Origin of the sequence: Pseudomonas sp. Q11 (genome assembly GCF_024494355.1) — a bacterium.
GTDB classification, from domain to species: domain Bacteria; phylum Pseudomonadota; class Gammaproteobacteria; order Pseudomonadales; family Pseudomonadaceae; genus Aquipseudomonas; species Aquipseudomonas hefeiensis.
Genome location: NZ_JAKNQY010000010.1, coordinates 1 through 16,211, shown reverse-complemented (window position 1 = coordinate 16,211; position 16,211 = coordinate 1). Strand labels below are relative to the sequence as shown.

Sequence of the window (16,211 nt, the reverse complement as noted above, 5' to 3'; positions counted from 1 at the left end):
CTTGTGGATAACTTCCATGAGGCTTTTTTCATTTTGGCTGCCCTTACTGTTTCTCATCTGCGGGTGTATCGTATTCGCCTTTTGCGGGCCCCAGGGTCCGCCGCAGATTCAAGAGGTGATAGCTTCATGTCCTTTACCCGTCGCCAAATACTCGGTGGCCTGGCCGGTCTTGTTGTCGTTGGCGTGGGAGCGGGGGGCGCATCGCGGTATTGGTTGGGCAAGATGGCCGATGCCGAGGCTGGTCACGACTACGAGCTGATCGCAGCGCCCTTGGACGTGGAGCTGGTGGCCGGGCACAAGACCCAGGCCTGGGCCTTTGGTCCGTCGGCGCCGGGCACCGAGTTGCGGGTGCGCCAGGGCGAATGGTTGCGGGTACGCTTCATCAATCACTTGCCGGTCGCGACCACCATTCATTGGCACGGGATCCGCTTGCCTCTGGAGATGGACGGCGTACCTTATGTCTCGCAATTGCCAGTGCTGCCGGGTGAGTACTTCGATTACAAGTTCCGCGTGCCGGACGCTGGCAGCTACTGGTATCACCCTCACGTCAACAGTAGCGAAGAGCTCGGTCGTGGGCTTGTTGGGCCCTTGATTGTCGAAGAGCGTGAGCCCACCGGCTTTAAATACGAACAAACCCTCAGCCTCAAGAACTGGCATGTGGATGAGCAGGGCGAGTTCGTCGCCTTCAGTATTCCCCGTGAAGCGGCCCGTGGCGGGACGGCCGGGCGTCTGTCGACCATTAATGGCGTGCCGCTGCCGGTGATTGATCTGCCAGCCGGACAGATCACCCGTGTACGTCTGCTTAACCTGGACAACACCCTGACTTATCGCATCAACATTCCTGGCGTTGAGGCGCAGATCTACGCCCTGGACGGCAACCCTGTCGAGCCGCGCCCATTGGGCAAGGATTACTGGCTGGGCCCGGGCATGCGCATTTGCCTGGCGATCAAGGCGCCGCCGGCCGGGGAAGAGTTGTCATTGCGCAATGGCCCGGTGCGTCTGGGTACTTTGCGCTCTGTGCCCAATAATGATGCGCCGGCCCAGTGGCCACCCGCGCTGCCGCCCAACCCGATGGCCGAGCCAGACCTGGCCAATGCCGAGAAACTCAACTTCAATTTCGAGTGGGTCGGTTCGGTGTCGGTCAATGTCGACAACGGCAAGCCACCGAGCCTGTGGCAGATCAACGGCAAGGCTTGGGACATCACCGACAAGACCTGCGCCGATCGGCCGATTGCTACGCTGAAAAAGGGCCAGAGCTACATTCTCGAATTGAAGAACATGACTCAGTACCAGCATCCGATCCATTTGCACGGCATGAGCTTCAAGGTGATCGCGTCCAATCGGCATAAGGTCATTCCGTATTTCACCGACACCTACCTGCTGGGCAAGAATGAGCGGGCGCAGGTGGCGCTGGTGGCGGATAACCCAGGGGTGTGGATGTTCCACTGCCACGTGATCGACCACATGGAAACCGGCCTGATGGCCGCCATCGAGGTGGCGTGATGCGCCAGATTCGTCCTGCCCGGATCATTGATCGCAGCCGTGACCAGGATTTCATGCGCCAAGCCCTGGCCCTCGCTGAGCAAGGCGCAGCCTTGGGTGAAGTGCCGGTGGGCGCGGTGCTGGTGCAAGACGGTGAGATCATCGGGCGCGGCTTCAATTGCCCGATCAGCGGCCACGACCCCAGCGCCCACGCGGAAATGGTCGCCATCCGCGCCGCCGCACAGGCCGTCAGCAACTATCGCCTGCCCGGCAGCACCCTCTACGTGACCCTGGAGCCTTGCAGCATGTGCGCCGGCCTCATCGTCCACTCGCGCATCGCCCGGGTCGTCTATGGCGCCCTGGAACCCAAGGCCGGCATTGTGCAGAGCCAGGGGCAGTTCTTCAGCCAGGGTTTTCTGAATCATCGAGTGATGTTCGAGGGCGGGGTGCTGGCTGAAGAGTGCAGTGCTGTGCTGAGCGAGTTCTTCAAGGCCCGAAGAGCCAAATCCCAAGACTGACACCGTCCCCCCGTCCCCCCTAAAGTGGGAGTGAATCTCTGTGGGAGCAAGGCTCATTCCCACAGAAGCTCGCACACAGTGGGGGCGATTTATTTACGCGCCACAATCACCGCCCGCATCGGTGCTGGCAGCCCTTCGATGGTTTTGCTGTGGTCCGCCGGGTCCAGGAAGTCACTCAGCGACTGATATTTCATCCACTCAGTGCCGCGCTGCTCTTCCACCGTCGTGATGCTCACGTCGACGCAACGCACATCGCTGAAGCCGGCGCGGCGCAGCCAGCGCTCCAGGGCTGGGACCGAGGGCAGGAACCAGACGTTACGCATCTGCGCATAGCGATCCTCGGGCACCAGCACCTGATGTTCGTCGCCCTCGATCACCAATGTTTCCAATACCAGCTCTCCGCCCTTGACCAGGCAATCCTTGAGCGCCAGCAAATGCTCGATCGGCGAGCGGCGGTGGTAGAACACGCCCATGGAAAACACCGTATCGAAGCCTTCCAGCTCCGGCGGCAGGGCCTCGAAGGGGAACGGCAGATGCCAGGCGCTGGGCTGCGAGAGGTAGCGTTGCACCGCCTGGAATTGGCAGAAGAACAGCCAGTTGGGGTCGACGCCGATCACCGTATCGGCACCGGCGCCGAGCATCCGCCACATGTAATAACCGTTGCCACAGCCCACATCGAGAATGCGCTTGCCCACCAGATCCAGGTGCGGGGCCACCCGCGACCACTTCCAGTCTGAACGCCATTCGGTATCAACATGCACGCCAAACAGGTCGAAAGGCCCTTTGCGCCATGGCGACAGCCCCATCAGCGCGGTTCGCATCTGTGCACGGGTTTCGTCGCTGCAATCGGTGTCGAGGGTCAGGCCGTTCAGCAGGTCGATCCGGGTCGGTTGCAGCACTGGCAAGGCATCAAGGGCGCTCTGCCAGCGCTCCAGGTCGCCATGACCCTTTTCCATTTTGCTGTCCAGTTGCGTTTGCAGCGTCGCGGCCCAATCGGCCAGGGGGGTGCCGGCCAGATGGCGGGCGAGGGGAGACAGATCAATCATGGCAGGGCAATCAACGAGGCAAAATTAAGACACTGGAACCACGGCACGACTTTCGAGAAGCCGGCCGCCAGCAGGCGTTCGCGGTGTTCTTCGAGGCTGTCGGGCTTCATGACGTTTTCGATGGCGGTGCGTTTTTGGGCGATTTCCAGCTCGCTGTAGCCGTTGGCGCGCTTGAACGCCACATGCAGGTCGGTGAGCAGCGCGTGTTCTTGCTCATCGTTAAAGCGCAGCTTCTCCGAGAGAATCAACGCACCGCCGGGCAGCAGGGACTGGCAGATGCGGCTCAACAAGGCGGTACGCTGATCCGGTGCGATGAATTGCAGGGTGAAGTTCAGCGCTACCACCGAGGCCGGCTGGAACGTCAGCGCGAGAATGTCGCCTTCTATCACTTCAACCGGCAGCAACTCCTGGAACATCGAGTCCTGGCCGTTAAGATACTCGCGGCAGCGCTCGACCATGGCCGCCGAGTTATCCACCGCAATCACCCGGCAACCGTCGGTGCGCACATGACGGCGCAGGGCCTGCGTCACCGCGCCCAGGGACGAGCCCAGGTCGTAGAGGACGCTGCCCGGCTGGGCAAATTGCGCGGCAAGCACGCCGAGGTTCTCGACGATGGTCGGATAACCCGGCACCGAACGCTTGATCATGTCCGGAAACACCCGCACCACGTCCTCGTTGAAGGCGAAATCAGGCACCTGGGCCAGGGGCTGGGCGAATAGACGATCGGGTTCTTTGCTCACGGCAGTTCCAGCGGCATGGGTGGTGAAAAGGCCGGCATTTTAACCAAAAAACCTCTGGGAGCGAGCTTTGTGGGAGCAAGGCCTGTGGGAGCAAGGCTTGCCCGCGATAAAGGCACCGCGGTCTATAGCGAGACCGCACTATCGTTCATCGCGGGCAAGCCTTGCTCCCACATTAATCTCTGTTCAATGCTGCTTTTGCGGGAACGCCGACGCGGTAATGCCCCACTGGCCCAGCCAATAACTGACGATGATCAGGTAAGGCGCGGCATGAAAGGGCGCCACGAACCGGTTTATTCCAATCAAACTGTCAGAAAACACGAATGCCAGGGCCCCGGCAGCGGCCAGCCAGGCCGAACGCTCCGGGACTTCAGTGCCCAGTCGCGCCAGCGCCCGCCAGAGCATGGCGCTGATGGCCAGGCCATAGACAATCACCGGGACGAGCAAAGGCCCAAGTCCGCTCGATATCAGAATCCCCAGCAAGGTTGCGCCAAGCCCCAATGCCAATGCCAGGGCCAGTGATAGCAGCGCCGGGCGGCGACAGTCGCTGAGATAGGCTTTCAGGTAGGCCAGGTGCGCCAGCAAAAACGCGCCAAGGCCGAACACGAACAGATCCCCGGGCCAAGCCAGCAGCACATCGCCCGCCACCGAAAAAATCAGTCCCAGGCTGATCCAGCGTCGATATTCGCTGGGTGGCGCATCGTGCAGCCAGCCGAGCAGGGCCAGCACCGGCATCGGCTTGACCAGCAAGCACAGCAGGGTGGCATGCACAGTGAGCCCGTACACATAGGTGGCCGCGCCCATCAATGCAAGGATCAGCCAACCCACGATCAATTCACCGAAATGGCGCAGTCAAAGGTTTCCACCGGCGGCACTTCAGGTGCCCAGGGCTGTTGATAGGTCAGGCGCAAGCGACCGGTTCCGGCAGCAAATGCCTGGAAACGCCAGGTTGACACCCCGGCCGCGCCGACGATGCCGGCGTCTTCCGGGTTGCGGTACACCTCAGGCCCCAGGGCCTTCAGCACGCCGCCGGCCGAATCCTGGATCGCCCAGCGATAACCGGTGCTGGGGTTACTGGGCAAATTCAGGATCAGGTTCTGCCCGCTAGTGAGCTGCACCGGGCATTGGCTCAGTTTTTCCACGGTCACGTTGTGTTTCGGTTGCGTGGCGCAGGCGCTCAGCAGGGCAAGGCTGAAAGGGACGAGCAGGCGGGTGAGGGACATAAGGGCTCCGGCATTCACGACGAACGGCGAGCATAACCGAAGATGCTACTGGGTGTGTCAGCTGGGCATGTGTTGGATCTCATGGCCTTATCGCGAGCAGGCTCGCTCCCACAAGGGTTGGGTGTGGATCACACATGTTGTGAACAACACAAAGCCACTGTGGGAGCGAGCCTGCTCGCGATGAGGCCCGCACAAGCGCTACAGGACTATCAGAACAACACCTTGGCCACATCGGCAAACCGCTTGGCAAAGTGCACCGTGACGCCTTCCTTGAGATAGTCCGGCAGTTCTTCGAAGTTGCCCCGATTGGCTTCCGGCAGGATCAGCTCATTGATTTTCTGCCGTCGCGCCGCGATCACTTTCTCGCGCACCCCGCCAATCGGCAGCACGTGTCCGGTGAGGGTCAGTTCACCGGTCATGGCCACGCCTTTTTTCGGCGCCTCGTTGCGGGCCAGGGACAGCAGAGCGCTGGCCATGGTCACCCCGGCACTCGGGCCGTCCTTGGGGGTGGCGCCTTCGGGAACGTGCAGGTGAACGAAGGCTTCGTCGAAGAATTTCGGATCGCCGCCAAATTGCTTCAAATGCGAGCTGACGTAGCTGTGGGCGATTTCCGCGGACTCTTTCATCACCTCCCCCAGTTGCCCGGTGAGCTTGAAGCCGCGATTGAGCGTGTGGATGCGTGTCGCTTCGATCGGTAGGGTCGCGCCGCCCATGCTGGTCCAGGCCAGGCCGGTAATCACGCCGATGCCGGACAGCACCTGCTCGTTGCGGAACACCGGCTTGCCCAGGGAAGCCTCAAGGTCCTTGGGTCCGAGCTTGATCACGGCTTTCGGGTCGTCGATCAGTTTTATCACCGCCTTGCGCACCAGCTTGCCTAGCTGTTTCTCCAGCTGTCGCACCCCGGCTTCACGGGCATAACCGTCGATCAGGGCCTTGAGGGCGCTGTCGGTGATATTCAGGCTGCCTTTAGACACGCCGGCCTTGGCCAGTTGTTTGGGCCATAAATGGCGCTTGGCGATGGCGACCTTCTCTTCGGTGATATAGCCCGACAGGCGAATCACTTCCATCCGGTCCAGCAATGGGCCAGGGATCGAGTCCAGGGTGTTGGCGGTGCACACGAAGAGCACTTTCGACAGGTCCAGGCGCAGGTCCAGGTAGTGATCGAGGAATTCGACGTTCTGTTCCGGGTCGAGGGTCTCCAACAAGGCCGAGGCCGGATCGCCCTGGTAGCTCTGGCCCATCTTGTCGATCTCATCGAGCATGATCACCGGATTCATCACCTCGACATCTTTAAGCGCCTGTACCAGCTTGCCCGGCTGAGCGCCGATGTAGGTACGTCGATGACCCTTGATTTCGGCTTCATCGCGCATGCCGCCGACGCTGAAGCGGTAGAACGGCCGACCCAGTGTTTCGGCGATGGATTTGCCGACGCTGGTCTTGCCCACCCCCGGCGGCCCCACCAGCAGCACGATAGAACCGCTGATTTCGCCTTTATAGGCACCCACCGCAAGAAACTCGAGGATGCGGTCCTTGATGTCCCCCAGCCCGGCATGGTGCTGGTCGAGCACCTTGCGCGCGTGCTTGAGGTCGAGCTTGTCCTGGCCATATACGCCCCACGGCACTGACGTCGCCCAATCAAGGTAATTGCGGGTGACGGCGTATTCCGGCGAGCCGGTTTCCAGGATCGAGAGCTTGTTCATCTCCTCTTCGATGCGCTTTTGCGCCTGGGCCGGCAGGTCCTTGCCTTCCAGCCGTTGCTCGAATTGTTCAAGATCGGCGCTGCGATCGTCCTTGGTCAGCCCCAGCTCCTGCTGGATGACCTTCAGCTGCTCCTTGAGGAAGAATTCGCGCTGATGTTCGCCGATCTTGTTGTTGACCTCGGCAGAAATCTCCTTCTGCAGCCGCGCGACTTCAACTTCCTTGCGCAGCATCGGCAGCACTTTTTCCATGCGCTTGAGCATCGGGACGCAATCGAGCACTTCCTGCAACTCACTGCCGGTGGCCGAGGTGAGCGCAGCGGCAAAGTCGGTCAGGGGCGAAGGGTCGTTGGGGCTGAAGCGGTTGAGATAGTTCTTCAGCTCCTCGCTGTACAGCGGATTGAGCGGAAGCAGTTCCTTGATCGCATTGATCAATGCCATGCCATAGGCCTTGACCTCGTCGGTCGGCTCGCTTGGCTGGTGCGGGTATTCGACTTCCACCAGGTACGGTGGGCGATGGTGCTTGAGCCAGGTGCGGATGCGTACGCGGGTCAGGCCTTGGGCAACGAACTGCAGTTTGCCGGCTTCGCGACTGGCGTGGTGCACCTTGACCAGCGTGCCGTACAGCGGCAGCGCCGACGTGTCGAAGTGGCGGGGATCTTCCTGGGGCGAGTCCATGAAAAACAGCGCCAGGGAATGGTGTTCGGATTTGGCGACCAGTTCCAGGGTTTCGGCCCAGGGCTCCTCGTTGACAATGACCGGCAGCACTTGGGCCGGAAAGAACGGGCGATTGTGGATGGGAATGATATAGACCTTGTCCGGCAGGTTTTGGCCGGGCAGGGCCAGGCCGGTGCCGGAGGAGGTGTGTTCGATGTGTTCGGGGTCGGCGTAATCGTTCGTGGCTTCAGTAGAGTGCTGGTCGCTCATGGGGCACCTGCGCAATGGAGTATGGGTCTTAGATGGGGCAGGCGAGGGGTGGTTTCAATGGTGGACGATTGTTAGCTGTTATTTCATTGCAAGGCATTCAGTCTTGTGACAGGTTCGGTGCGGGCCTGTTGCCGGACCCGCACCGATGGTTCAGGCGACCCTGTTCAAATCGTTATGCCGCGTCTCTTTCAGGCACAACACCGCGATCACGCTAAGCACAGCCGCCCCCGACACATAACCGCCGACGTAGCTCAAGCCGCCCATCGCCACCAGTTTCTGGGCAAAGAACGGGGCGGCCGATGCGCCGACGATGCCGCCCAGGTTGTAGGCCGCCGAGGCGCCGGTATAGCGCACATGGGTGGGGAACAGTTCCGGTAGCAAGGCGCCCATGGGGGCGAAGGTCACGCCCATCAGAAACAGCTCGATGCACAGGAACAGCGCCACGCCCCAGGTTGTGCCCTGGGTCAGCAAGGGTTCCATGAGGAAACCCGAGGCAATCGCCAGCAGCCCCCCAATGATCAGGATCGGTTTGCGCCCGTAGCGGTCGCTGGCCCAGGCCGACAGCGGCGTAGCGGCAGCCATGAACAGCACCGCAAAACACAGCAGGCCGAGGAAGGTTTCGCGGCTGTAGCCGAGGGTGGACACGCCGTAGCTCAGGGAAAAAACGGTCGAGATGTAGAACAGCGCATAACACACCACCATCGCCGCGGCACCCAGCAACGTCGGCGCCCAGTACTGGCTGAACAGCTCGACCAGAGGGATTTTCACCCGTTCCTGGCGGGCCATGGCATCGGCGAATACGGGTGTTTCATGCAGCTTGAGTCGCACATAGAGCCCGACGATCACCAGCACCGCACTGAGCAGGAACGGAATCCGCCAGCCCCAGGAGCGGAACTGTTCGTCGTCCAGGGTCATGGCCAGGGTCAGGAACAGCCCGTTGGCCGCCAGGAAACCGATGGAGGGTCCCAGTTGGGGAAACATGCCGAACCAGGCACGTTTGCCTTCGGGCGCATTCTCGGTGGCGAGCAACGCCGCGCCGCCCCACTCACCGCCCAGGCCAAGCCCCTGGCCAAAACGCAGCACGCACAACAGGATCGGCGCCCAGGCGCCAATGCTGGCGTAACCGGGCAGCACACCAATGAGCGTGGTACACACCCCCATCAGCAGCAGAGACGCCACCAGCGTGGACTTGCGTCCGATCCGGTCGCCAAAGTGGCCGAACAGGGCCGAGCCTAGCGGGCGGGCGAGGAATGCGATACCGAACGTCAGGAAGGACGACAGCATCTGTGCCGTGCCTGAAGTTTGTGGGAAGAACACCGGCCCGATCACCAGGGCCGCAGCCGTGGCGTAGACATAGAAGTCATAGAACTCAATGGCAGTGCCGATGAAACTTGCGGTCGCCACGCGGGTGGCGGAGTTCGTCGGCGGGGCAGACACAGCTTCGTTGCAAGTGGTTGTTGTCATGCAGTTATCCCTGACAGTCATGTGCTCCGTTGGAGCTAATTATTTTGGTCGAACTCCCTCGGCCCGCTGGCGCGCGCTGGATAAGCGGGTTGAGTATAGGAAGGGGGCTAACGATTCAACAAGAGAGTCCGTACACATAGTGGCGCTTGCTCTCTCGCCACAGGGTTGTGCAGGGCTTAGGACGTCAGCGCCGCCGAACTGTTATGCCACACCAGCACTTGGCTGACGCGGTTATCCACGGTTTCGATGATTTCCAGGCGATAGCGGCCGATTTTCAGGCACACCGGGCTCTCGGGAATGGTTTCCAGGGCTTCGGTCACCAGGCCGTTGAGGGTCTTGGGCCCTTCGCAAGGCAGGTGCCAGCCCAGGGTCCTGTTCAGTTCGCGGATCGAGGCGGCGCCATCGATCAGGAGGCGTCCATCCGGCTGGGGATGAACGTGGGGGTTGTCGAGGCTGTGCTCGCTTTCGAACTCCCCGACGATTTCTTCAAGGATGTCTTCCAGGGTGACGATGCCCAGCACTTCGCCATATTCGTCTACCACCATGCCCAGGCGCCGCTGCTGCTTGTGGAAGTTCAGCAGCTGCAGCTGCAGTGGCGTGCTTTCGGGAACGAAGTAGGGTTCGTGGCAGGCGGCCAGCAATGCTTCCTGGGTCAGGCTCGCGTCCTTCAGCAGGTGGCGGATCTGGCGGGTGTTGAGCACCGCTTCGACCTGGTTGATGTCGCTGTGAAACACCGGCAGGCGAGTGCGGCGGTTCAGGCGCAACTGTTCAATGATGTCGCCGATGGGATCGTCGAGGTTGATGCCATCGACCTCGCTGCGGGGCACGAGGATATCGTTGACGGTAATGTTGTCCAGGGCATGGATGCCGGAAACCGGATGCGGCCGGCCGCCGCTGTGTTCGGGTTCATGATCGTTGCGCGCGGGTGTGGGCATTTCATCGTCGTTTTGCTGTACCACGCTTGCCTGGCGGGCAAACGGACGCAGCAGTAATTGACTGATGCCATTCAACAGCCAGGCAAATGGATAAAGAATCTTCAAGGGCACGCCAAGCAAGGCGTTGCCCAATGCCAGCACCGCATCGGGGTGGCGGGTGGCCAGGGTACGCGGCAGGTAATCGGCAAAGACCAGCAGGGCCGCACTGGTACCGAGCCAGGCCAGCCAGGGGCCGTGTTGCAGCCAGGTAAAAATCGCCAGCAATGTGCCGATGACCACCGCGAGGGCGCGGCAGAGGGTATTGCATAAAATCAGACTGTCCCGGGGGAAGCTCAGCTTCGCCAGCGGTTTGTCTCCGGCGCGCGAAGCCTTGCGGCGGGCCAGCAAATGCTGCTGGGCGGCTTCGATGGCCGTGAACAGGGCGGACCAGAGGATCAGCACGACCAGTACAGCGAACAGCGGCCCCACGGGCAACATATCCATCAGAGCCGTCCGTCAGACATGCAGAATGTATTCACGAACCAGCTTGCTGCCGAAGTACGCCAGCATCAGCAGGCAGAAACCGGCCAGGGTCCAGCGAATGGCTTTATGGCCGCGCCAGCCCAGGCGATTTCGGCCCCACAGCAATACGCTGAACACCACCCACGCCAGGCACGCCAGCAGGGTTTTGTGCACCAGGTGCTGGGCGAACAGGTTCTCGACGAACAACCAGCCAGAGATCAGCGACAACGACAGCAGGGTCCAGCCGGCCCAGAGGAAGCCGAACAGCAGGCTTTCCATGGTTTGCAGTGGCGGGAAATTGCGAATCAGCCCGGAGGGGTGCTTGTGCTTGAGCTGGTGATCCTGCACCAGCAGCAGCAAGGCCTGGAACACCGCGATGGTGAACAGGCCGTAGGCGAGGATCGACAGCAGGATGTGGGCCAGGATGCCCGGCTCTTCATCGATGATCTGCACCGTGCCCGACGGTGCGAATTGCGCCAGCAGCACCGTGGCCAGTCCCAGCGGGAACAGCAGCACCAGCAGGTTTTCCACCGGGATGCGTGAACAGGCCAGCAGCGTCAGGGCGATCACGGCCACGGCAATGAGGCTGGCGGCGTTGAAGAAGTCCAGGCCCAGGCCAATTGGCGTCATCAGGTGGGTATAAAGGCTGGCCGCGTGGCCGAGCACCGCCAGCACGCCGAGCATGACCAGCAGGCGTTTGTTCGCCTTGGCGCCGGTGGCCAGGCGGGTGCCTTGATAGAAGGTCGCAGCGGCATAAAGACAAGCGGCGGCGAGGGAGGCAAGCAAACTGGGTGACAAGGGGAGCATAAATCCTGTTAGGCAGGCCCGAAAGGCGCTGAGTTTGGCATAGAATCCCCATCGCACGAAAGACCGGCGCAACTGACGGCGAGGTGTGCGTCGGGCGCAGTCTTCGCTATAATCCGCGACCTGCCCACGCCGCAGGCTCGCCGAGCACATTTTTTACGGTCTGGGCCGCCATTATCCCGGTCTTATCTGGGCCTGAAAGGATCGCGCATGTTTGAAAACCTAACCGACCGTCTCTCGCAGACGCTGCGCCATGTTACCGGCAAGGCGAAGCTGACCGAGGACAACATCAAAGACACCCTGCGCGAAGTGCGCATGGCGTTGCTCGAAGCCGACGTCGCCCTGCCGGTGGTCAAGGACTTCGTCAATTCGGTCAAGGAACGCGCCGTCGGCGCCGAGGTGTCGCGCAGCCTGACGCCGGGCCAGGCGTTCGTGAAGATCGTCCAGGCCGAACTCGAAAGCCTGATGGGCGCCGCCAACGAAGACCTGAACCTGAGCGCCGTGCCGCCAGCGGTGGTGCTGATGGCCGGCCTGCAGGGCGCGGGCAAGACCACCACGGCCGGCAAGCTGGCGCGTTTCCTTAAAGAGCGCAAGAAGAAGTCGGTGATGGTGGTGTCCGCGGACATCTATCGCCCGGCGGCGATCAAACAGCTGGAAACCCTGGCCAACGACATCGGCGTGACGTTCTTCCCGTCCGACCTGAGCCAGAAGCCGGTGGACATCGCCCAGGCGGCTATTAAAGAAGCAAAACTGAAATTCATCGACGTGGTCATCGTCGATACCGCCGGTCGCCTGCACATCGACGAAGAGATGATGGGCGAGATCAAGGCGCTGCATGCCGCAATCAACCCGGTGGAAACCCTGTTCGTGGTCGATGCCATGACCGGCCAGGACGCGGCCAACACCGCCAAGGCGTTCGGTGATGCGCTGCCGCTGACTGGCGTGATCCTGACCAAGGTCGACGGTGATGCCCGTGGCGGTGCCGCGCTGTCGGTCCGCGCCATCACCGGTAAGCCGATCAAGTTCATCGGTATGGGCGAGAAGAGCGAAGCGCTCGAGCCGTTCCACCCCGAGCGTATCGCCTCACGCATCCTTGGCATGGGCGATGTGCTCAGCCTGATCGAGCAGGCCGAGCAGACGCTCGACAAGGACAAGGCCGACAAACTGGCCAAGAAGCTGAAGAAGGGCAAGGGCTTCGACCTCGAAGACTTCCGCGATCAGCTGCAACAAATGAAGAGCATGGGCGGCCTCGGCGGCCTCATGGACAAACTGCCGAGCATCGGTGGCGTGAACCTGGCGCAGATGGGCAATGCCCAGGGCGCGGCTGAAAAGCAGTTCAAGCAGATGGAAGCCATCATCAACTCCATGACCCCGGCCGAGCGCCGCGACCCTGAGCTGATCAGCGGTTCGCGCAAACGCCGTATCGCCATGGGTTCCGGCACCCAGGTGCAGGACATCGGTCGCTTGATCAAGCAGCACAAGCAGATGCAGAAGATGATGAAGAAGTTCTCCGCCAAGGGCGGGATGGCCAAGATGATGCGCGGCATGGGCGGTATGTTGCCCGGCGGCGGTATGCCGAAAATGTAAAGAATCTGCGCCGGCTGTCATGTCGGCGTTGCCCCGCACGGATGCGGGGATCTCCAGCAAACCCGTGCTGCACGGGAGCTGACCTGCCGTTTTTCATGACGGCTCTATGGCAAATCTTGATCGCACGGCGCCAGGCGCCGGAAAAAGACATTTGCAAAAGTCCGGATATTCCTTAGAATATGCGGCCTTTCGGGCACCTATGCCCGCTGTGCATTTAGATTTGCAGCACCGACTACAGGAACGATGTTCACATGCTAACAATCCGTCTTGCCCTTGGCGGCTCCAAAAAGCGCCCGTTTTACCACCTGACCGTAACCGACAGCCGCAACCCGCGCGACGGTTCCCACAAGGAGCAGGTTGGTTTCTTCAACCCTGTTGCCCGTGGTCAGGAAGTTCGTCTGTCCGTGAACCAAGAGCGCGTAGCCTACTGGCTGAGCGTTGGTGCACAACCTTCTGAGCGTGTTGCTCAGTTGTTGAAGGAATCGGCTAAGGCTGCGGCCTGAGCAATATGAACGCGACGCCAAAAGATGCTGATGATTTGATCGTTGTCGGCAAAATCTATTCTGTTCATGGCGTTCGCGGCGAAGTGAAGGTTTATTCCTTTACTGATCCGATCAAAAACCTGTTGGACTACAAAACCTGGACGCTCAAGCGCGAAGGTAGCGTGAAACAGGTTGAGCTGGTCAGCGGACGTGGGAACGACAAGTTCCTGGTCGCAAAGCTCAAGGATCTCGATGATCGTGAAGAAGCGCGTCTTCTGGCCGGTTTTGAGATCTGCGTGCCACGCAACCTGTTCCCTGAACTGACCGACGGCGAGTACTACTGGTACCAGCTGGTGGGTCTGAAGGTCATCGACCACCTTGGGCAATTGCTCGGGAAAATCGATCACCTGCTCGAGACCGGTTCGAACGATGTCATGGTGGTAAAGCCTTGCGTCGGCAGCCTGGATGATCGCGAACGCCTGTTGCCCTATACCGAGCAATGCGTGTTGGCCGTTGACCTTGCAGCAGGCGAGATGAAGGTGGAATGGGATGCGGATTTCTAAACGTGGCTAATTTGCGCGTTGAAGTCATCACGTTGTTTCCCGAGATGTTTTCCGCCATCAGCGAGTACGGCATAACCAGCCGCGCGGTGAAACAGGAGCTGCTACAGCTTACCTGTTGGAATCCGCGGGACTACACCACGGATCGGCATCACACTGTAGACGATCGCCCGTTTGGCGGTGGTCCGGGCATGGTGATGAAGATCAAGCCCCTGGAAGACGCACTGGTTCAGGCCAGAATCGCAGCCGGGGAGGGCGCGAAGGTGATTTACCTGTCGCCCCAAGGCCGTCAGCTGACTCAGTCGGCGGTACGCGAGCTGGCAAATTCGGATGCATTGATCCTGATTGCCGGCCGTTATGAAGGCATTGACGAGCGTTTTATTGAAGCTCATGTCGATGAAGAGTGGTCGATTGGCGACTATGTACTGTCTGGCGGCGAGCTGCCGGCGATGGTCCTGATCGATGCGGTTACACGACTGCTGCCTGGAGCTTTAGGGCATGCAGATTCCGCCGAGGAAGATTCCTTTACGGATGGTCTGCTGGATTGCCCGCACTACACCCGACCGGAGGTGTATGCGGATCAGCGTGTTCCCGACGTATTGCTAAGTGGCAATCACGCGCACATCCGGCGTTGGCGTTTACAGCAGTCCCTTGGTCGGACCTATGAACGACGCGCCGATCTTCTGGAAAGCCGCTCGCTTTCTGGAGAAGAGAAGAAGCTGCTCGAGGAATACATCCGCGAGCGGGACGATAGTTAACAACGTATCGATGGTAAGTCCGACGACTTGCCTTAGGAGCACAGCATGACTAACAAAATCATCCTTGCACTCGAAGCAGAGCAGATGACCAAAGAAATCCCTACCTTTGCCCCGGGCGACACCATTGTCGTTCAAGTGAAAGTGAAGGAAGGCGACCGTTCGCGTCTGCAAGCGTTCGAAGGCGTTGTTATCGCCAAGCGTAACCGTGGTGTAAACAGTGCATTCACCGTTCGTAAAATCTCCAACGGTGTTGGCGTAGAGCGTACTTTCCAGACCTACAGCCCGCAGATCGACAGCATGGCTGTCAAGCGTCGCGGTGATGTGCGTAAAGCCAAGCTGTACTACCTGCGTGACCTGTCGGGTAAAGCAGCTCGCATCAAGGAAAAACTGGCTTAAGTCCAGCTTCCGATGCAAAAAAAGCAGCCTGCGGGCTGCTTTTTTGTTGCCTGCGATTTGGTCTTTGAGCACCCTGCACCTCATCATTCCCGTTTCGATGCCGCATACGCACGCATCCCTCATGAGTTTATATGGCAGCCATTGATCACCCGCTGATAGACCAGTTTCTCGACGCCTTGTGGCTGGAGAAGGGCCTGTCCGATAACACCCGCGATGCCTATCGTAGCGACTTGGCGCTGTTCAATGGCTGGTTACAGGAGCAAGGCCTGGAGTTGGCCAATGCCGGGCGAGAGTTGATTCTCGATCACCTGGCGTGGCGTCTGGAGCAGAACTACAAGCCGCGCTCGACCGCGCGATTGCTCTCTGGTTTGCGTGGGTTTTATCGTTATTTGCTGCGCGAAAAGCTGATCGCTGTGGATCCGACCTTGCGCGTGGAGATGCCGCAACTCGGGCGACCATTACCCAAGTCTCTATCCGAAGCCGATGTAGAGGCGCTGCTGGCGGCGCCGGATCTCAGCGAAGCCATCGGTCAGCGCGACCGGGCCATGCTGGAGGTTTTGTACGCTTGTGGCCTGCGGGTTACCGAGCTGATCAGCCTGACGCTGGAGCAGGTCAACCTGCGCCAGGGCGTGCTGCGGGTGATGGGCAAAGGCAGCAAGGAGCGCTTGGTGCCGATGGGCGAAGAGGCAATCGTCTGGGTCGAGCGATACATGCGCGACGCCCGCCATGAACTGCTGGGCGGGCGCCCCAGCGACGTGCTGTTCCCAAGCCTGCGCGGCGAACAGATGACTCGCCAGACCTTCTGGCACCGCATCAAGCACCAGGCCAAGGTGGCCGGGATCGGCAAGTCACTGTCCCCCCATACCCTGCGTCATGCCTTCGCCACGCACCTGCTCAATCACGGCGCCGACCTGCGGGTGGTGCAGATGCTGCTGGGTCACAGTGACCTGTCCACCACCCAGATCTACACCCATGTCGCCCGGGCGCGGTTGCAGGACCTGCATGCCAAACACCATCCCCGCGGTTGAGTAACCCCTTGGGGTGAGCCCCAAACTTATGAACACCCGAGAACCCATGTGGGAGCCCAGCTTGCT

16 protein-coding genes are annotated in these 16,211 nt (G+C 60.6%); 8 read left to right on the top strand and 8 right to left on the bottom strand.

Annotated features, from left to right (window positions below; genetic code table 11):
* The first annotated feature begins 126 nt into the window (after window positions 1-126).
* Together MA884_RS12550 and tadA are read left to right on the top strand one after the other, a co-directional pair.
* Entirely contained in the window at window positions 127-1,503 is a 1,377-nt protein-coding gene (locus MA884_RS12550; protein ID WP_256230837.1) for a multicopper oxidase family protein, read from the top strand.
* Entirely contained in the window at window positions 1,503-2,000 is a 498-nt protein-coding gene (tadA, locus tag MA884_RS12545; RefSeq protein WP_256230836.1) for a tRNA adenosine(34) deaminase TadA, read from the top strand. The genes MA884_RS12550 and tadA overlap by 1 nt, the downstream gene beginning before the upstream one ends.
* A gap of 89 nt (window positions 2,001-2,089) precedes the next feature.
* Here tadA and cmoB read toward each other — a convergent pair whose 3' ends face one another.
* From cmoB to MA884_RS12505, 8 genes are all read right to left on the bottom strand, one after another.
* Entirely contained in the window at window positions 2,090-3,046 is a 957-nt protein-coding gene (gene cmoB, locus MA884_RS12540) for a tRNA 5-methoxyuridine(34)/uridine 5-oxyacetic acid(34) synthase CmoB (RefSeq protein WP_256230835.1), read from the bottom strand.
* Window positions 3,043-3,786: a carboxy-S-adenosyl-L-methionine synthase CmoA gene (cmoA, locus tag MA884_RS12535; protein ID WP_256230834.1), complete on the bottom strand. Its 744-nt coding sequence runs from the start codon at window positions 3,784-3,786 to the stop codon at window positions 3,043-3,045. The genes cmoB and cmoA overlap by 4 nt, the downstream gene beginning before the upstream one ends.
* A gap of 183 nt (window positions 3,787-3,969) precedes the next feature.
* Window positions 3,970-4,611: a lysoplasmalogenase gene (locus MA884_RS12530; protein WP_256230833.1), complete on the bottom strand. Its 642-nt coding sequence runs from the start codon at window positions 4,609-4,611 to the stop codon at window positions 3,970-3,972.
* A 2-nt stretch (window positions 4,612-4,613) separates the two neighbouring features.
* Window positions 4,614-5,006 (bottom strand): protease inhibitor I42 family protein, encoded by a 393-nt coding sequence (locus tag MA884_RS12525; RefSeq protein ID WP_256230832.1) that lies wholly within the window; start codon window positions 5,004-5,006, stop codon window positions 4,614-4,616.
* Window positions 5,007-5,215: 209 nt separating this feature from the next.
* Window positions 5,216-7,630 carry an endopeptidase La gene (gene lon / locus MA884_RS12520; RefSeq protein ID WP_256230831.1) on the bottom strand — a complete coding sequence of 805 codons (2,415 nt, stop codon included), beginning with the start codon at window positions 7,628-7,630 and terminating at the stop codon, window positions 5,216-5,218.
* A 150-nt stretch (window positions 7,631-7,780) separates the two neighbouring features.
* A complete protein-coding gene (locus MA884_RS12515; protein ID WP_256230830.1) occupies window positions 7,781-9,094 on the bottom strand; it encodes an MFS transporter in 1,314 nt (437 codons plus the stop codon).
* A 176-nt stretch (window positions 9,095-9,270) separates the two neighbouring features.
* On the bottom strand, window positions 9,271-10,512 hold the full coding sequence (locus tag MA884_RS12510) for an HlyC/CorC family transporter (RefSeq protein WP_256230829.1): 1,242 nt from the start codon (window positions 10,510-10,512) through the stop codon (window positions 9,271-9,273).
* Between the two features lie 12 nt (window positions 10,513-10,524).
* The gene (locus MA884_RS12505; RefSeq protein ID WP_256230828.1) at window positions 10,525-11,337 is read right to left on the bottom strand and encodes an inner membrane protein YpjD; all 813 of its coding nucleotides are present in this window, start codon (window positions 11,335-11,337) and stop codon (window positions 10,525-10,527) included.
* A gap of 207 nt (window positions 11,338-11,544) precedes the next feature.
* On the opposite strand from MA884_RS12505, the gene ffh reads away from it, so the two are divergent.
* The 6 genes from ffh (at window position 11,545) to xerD (ending at window position 16,145) form a co-directional block, all read left to right on the top strand.
* Entirely contained in the window at window positions 11,545-12,921 is a 1,377-nt protein-coding gene (ffh, locus tag MA884_RS12500; RefSeq protein WP_092402670.1) for a signal recognition particle protein, read from the top strand.
* Between the two features lie 251 nt (window positions 12,922-13,172).
* Window positions 13,173-13,424 (top strand): 30S ribosomal protein S16, encoded by a 252-nt coding sequence (rpsP, locus tag MA884_RS12495; RefSeq protein ID WP_003198088.1) that lies wholly within the window; start codon window positions 13,173-13,175, stop codon window positions 13,422-13,424.
* 5 nt (window positions 13,425-13,429) lie between these two features.
* A complete protein-coding gene (rimM, locus tag MA884_RS12490; protein ID WP_047227502.1) occupies window positions 13,430-13,966 on the top strand; it encodes a ribosome maturation factor RimM in 537 nt (178 codons plus the stop codon).
* On the top strand, window positions 13,948-14,721 hold the full coding sequence (trmD, locus tag MA884_RS12485) for a tRNA (guanosine(37)-N1)-methyltransferase TrmD (protein WP_256230827.1): 774 nt from the start codon (window positions 13,948-13,950) through the stop codon (window positions 14,719-14,721). The genes rimM and trmD overlap by 19 nt, the downstream gene beginning before the upstream one ends.
* Before the next feature lie 45 nt (window positions 14,722-14,766).
* The gene (gene rplS, locus MA884_RS12480; protein WP_003175895.1) at window positions 14,767-15,117 is read left to right on the top strand and encodes a 50S ribosomal protein L19; all 351 of its coding nucleotides are present in this window, start codon (window positions 14,767-14,769) and stop codon (window positions 15,115-15,117) included.
* A gap of 131 nt (window positions 15,118-15,248) precedes the next feature.
* Window positions 15,249-16,145 carry a site-specific tyrosine recombinase XerD gene (xerD, locus tag MA884_RS12475; protein ID WP_256230826.1) on the top strand — a complete coding sequence of 299 codons (897 nt, stop codon included), beginning with the start codon at window positions 15,249-15,251 and terminating at the stop codon, window positions 16,143-16,145.
* Window positions 16,146-16,211 lie beyond the last annotated feature (66 nt).

Coding starts and splice junctions, on each gene's coding strand:
- MA884_RS12505 (WP_256230828.1), bottom strand. CDS start 11,337: ATGCTCCCCTTGTCACCCAGTTTGCTTGCCTCCCTCGCCGCCGCTTGT.
- lon (WP_256230831.1), bottom strand. CDS start 7,630: ATGAGCGACCAGCACTCTACTGAAGCCACGAACGATTACGCCGACCCC.
- trmD (WP_256230827.1), top strand. CDS start 13,948: ATGGGATGCGGATTTCTAAACGTGGCTAATTTGCGCGTTGAAGTCATC.
- ffh (WP_092402670.1), top strand. CDS start 11,545: ATGTTTGAAAACCTAACCGACCGTCTCTCGCAGACGCTGCGCCATGTT.
- rpsP (WP_003198088.1), top strand. CDS start 13,173: ATGCTAACAATCCGTCTTGCCCTTGGCGGCTCCAAAAAGCGCCCGTTT.
- MA884_RS12515 (WP_256230830.1), bottom strand. CDS start 9,094: ATGACAACAACCACTTGCAACGAAGCTGTGTCTGCCCCGCCGACGAAC.
- rplS (WP_003175895.1), top strand. CDS start 14,767: ATGACTAACAAAATCATCCTTGCACTCGAAGCAGAGCAGATGACCAAA.
- MA884_RS12510 (WP_256230829.1), bottom strand. CDS start 10,512: ATGGATATGTTGCCCGTGGGGCCGCTGTTCGCTGTACTGGTCGTGCTG.
- MA884_RS12525 (WP_256230832.1), bottom strand. CDS start 5,006: ATGTCCCTCACCCGCCTGCTCGTCCCTTTCAGCCTTGCCCTGCTGAGC.
- xerD (WP_256230826.1), top strand. CDS start 15,249: ATGGCAGCCATTGATCACCCGCTGATAGACCAGTTTCTCGACGCCTTG.
- MA884_RS12550 (WP_256230837.1), top strand. CDS start 127: ATGTCCTTTACCCGTCGCCAAATACTCGGTGGCCTGGCCGGTCTTGTT.
- rimM (WP_047227502.1), top strand. CDS start 13,430: ATGAACGCGACGCCAAAAGATGCTGATGATTTGATCGTTGTCGGCAAA.
- cmoB (WP_256230835.1), bottom strand. CDS start 3,046: ATGATTGATCTGTCTCCCCTCGCCCGCCATCTGGCCGGCACCCCCCTG.
- tadA (WP_256230836.1), top strand. CDS start 1,503: ATGCGCCAGATTCGTCCTGCCCGGATCATTGATCGCAGCCGTGACCAG.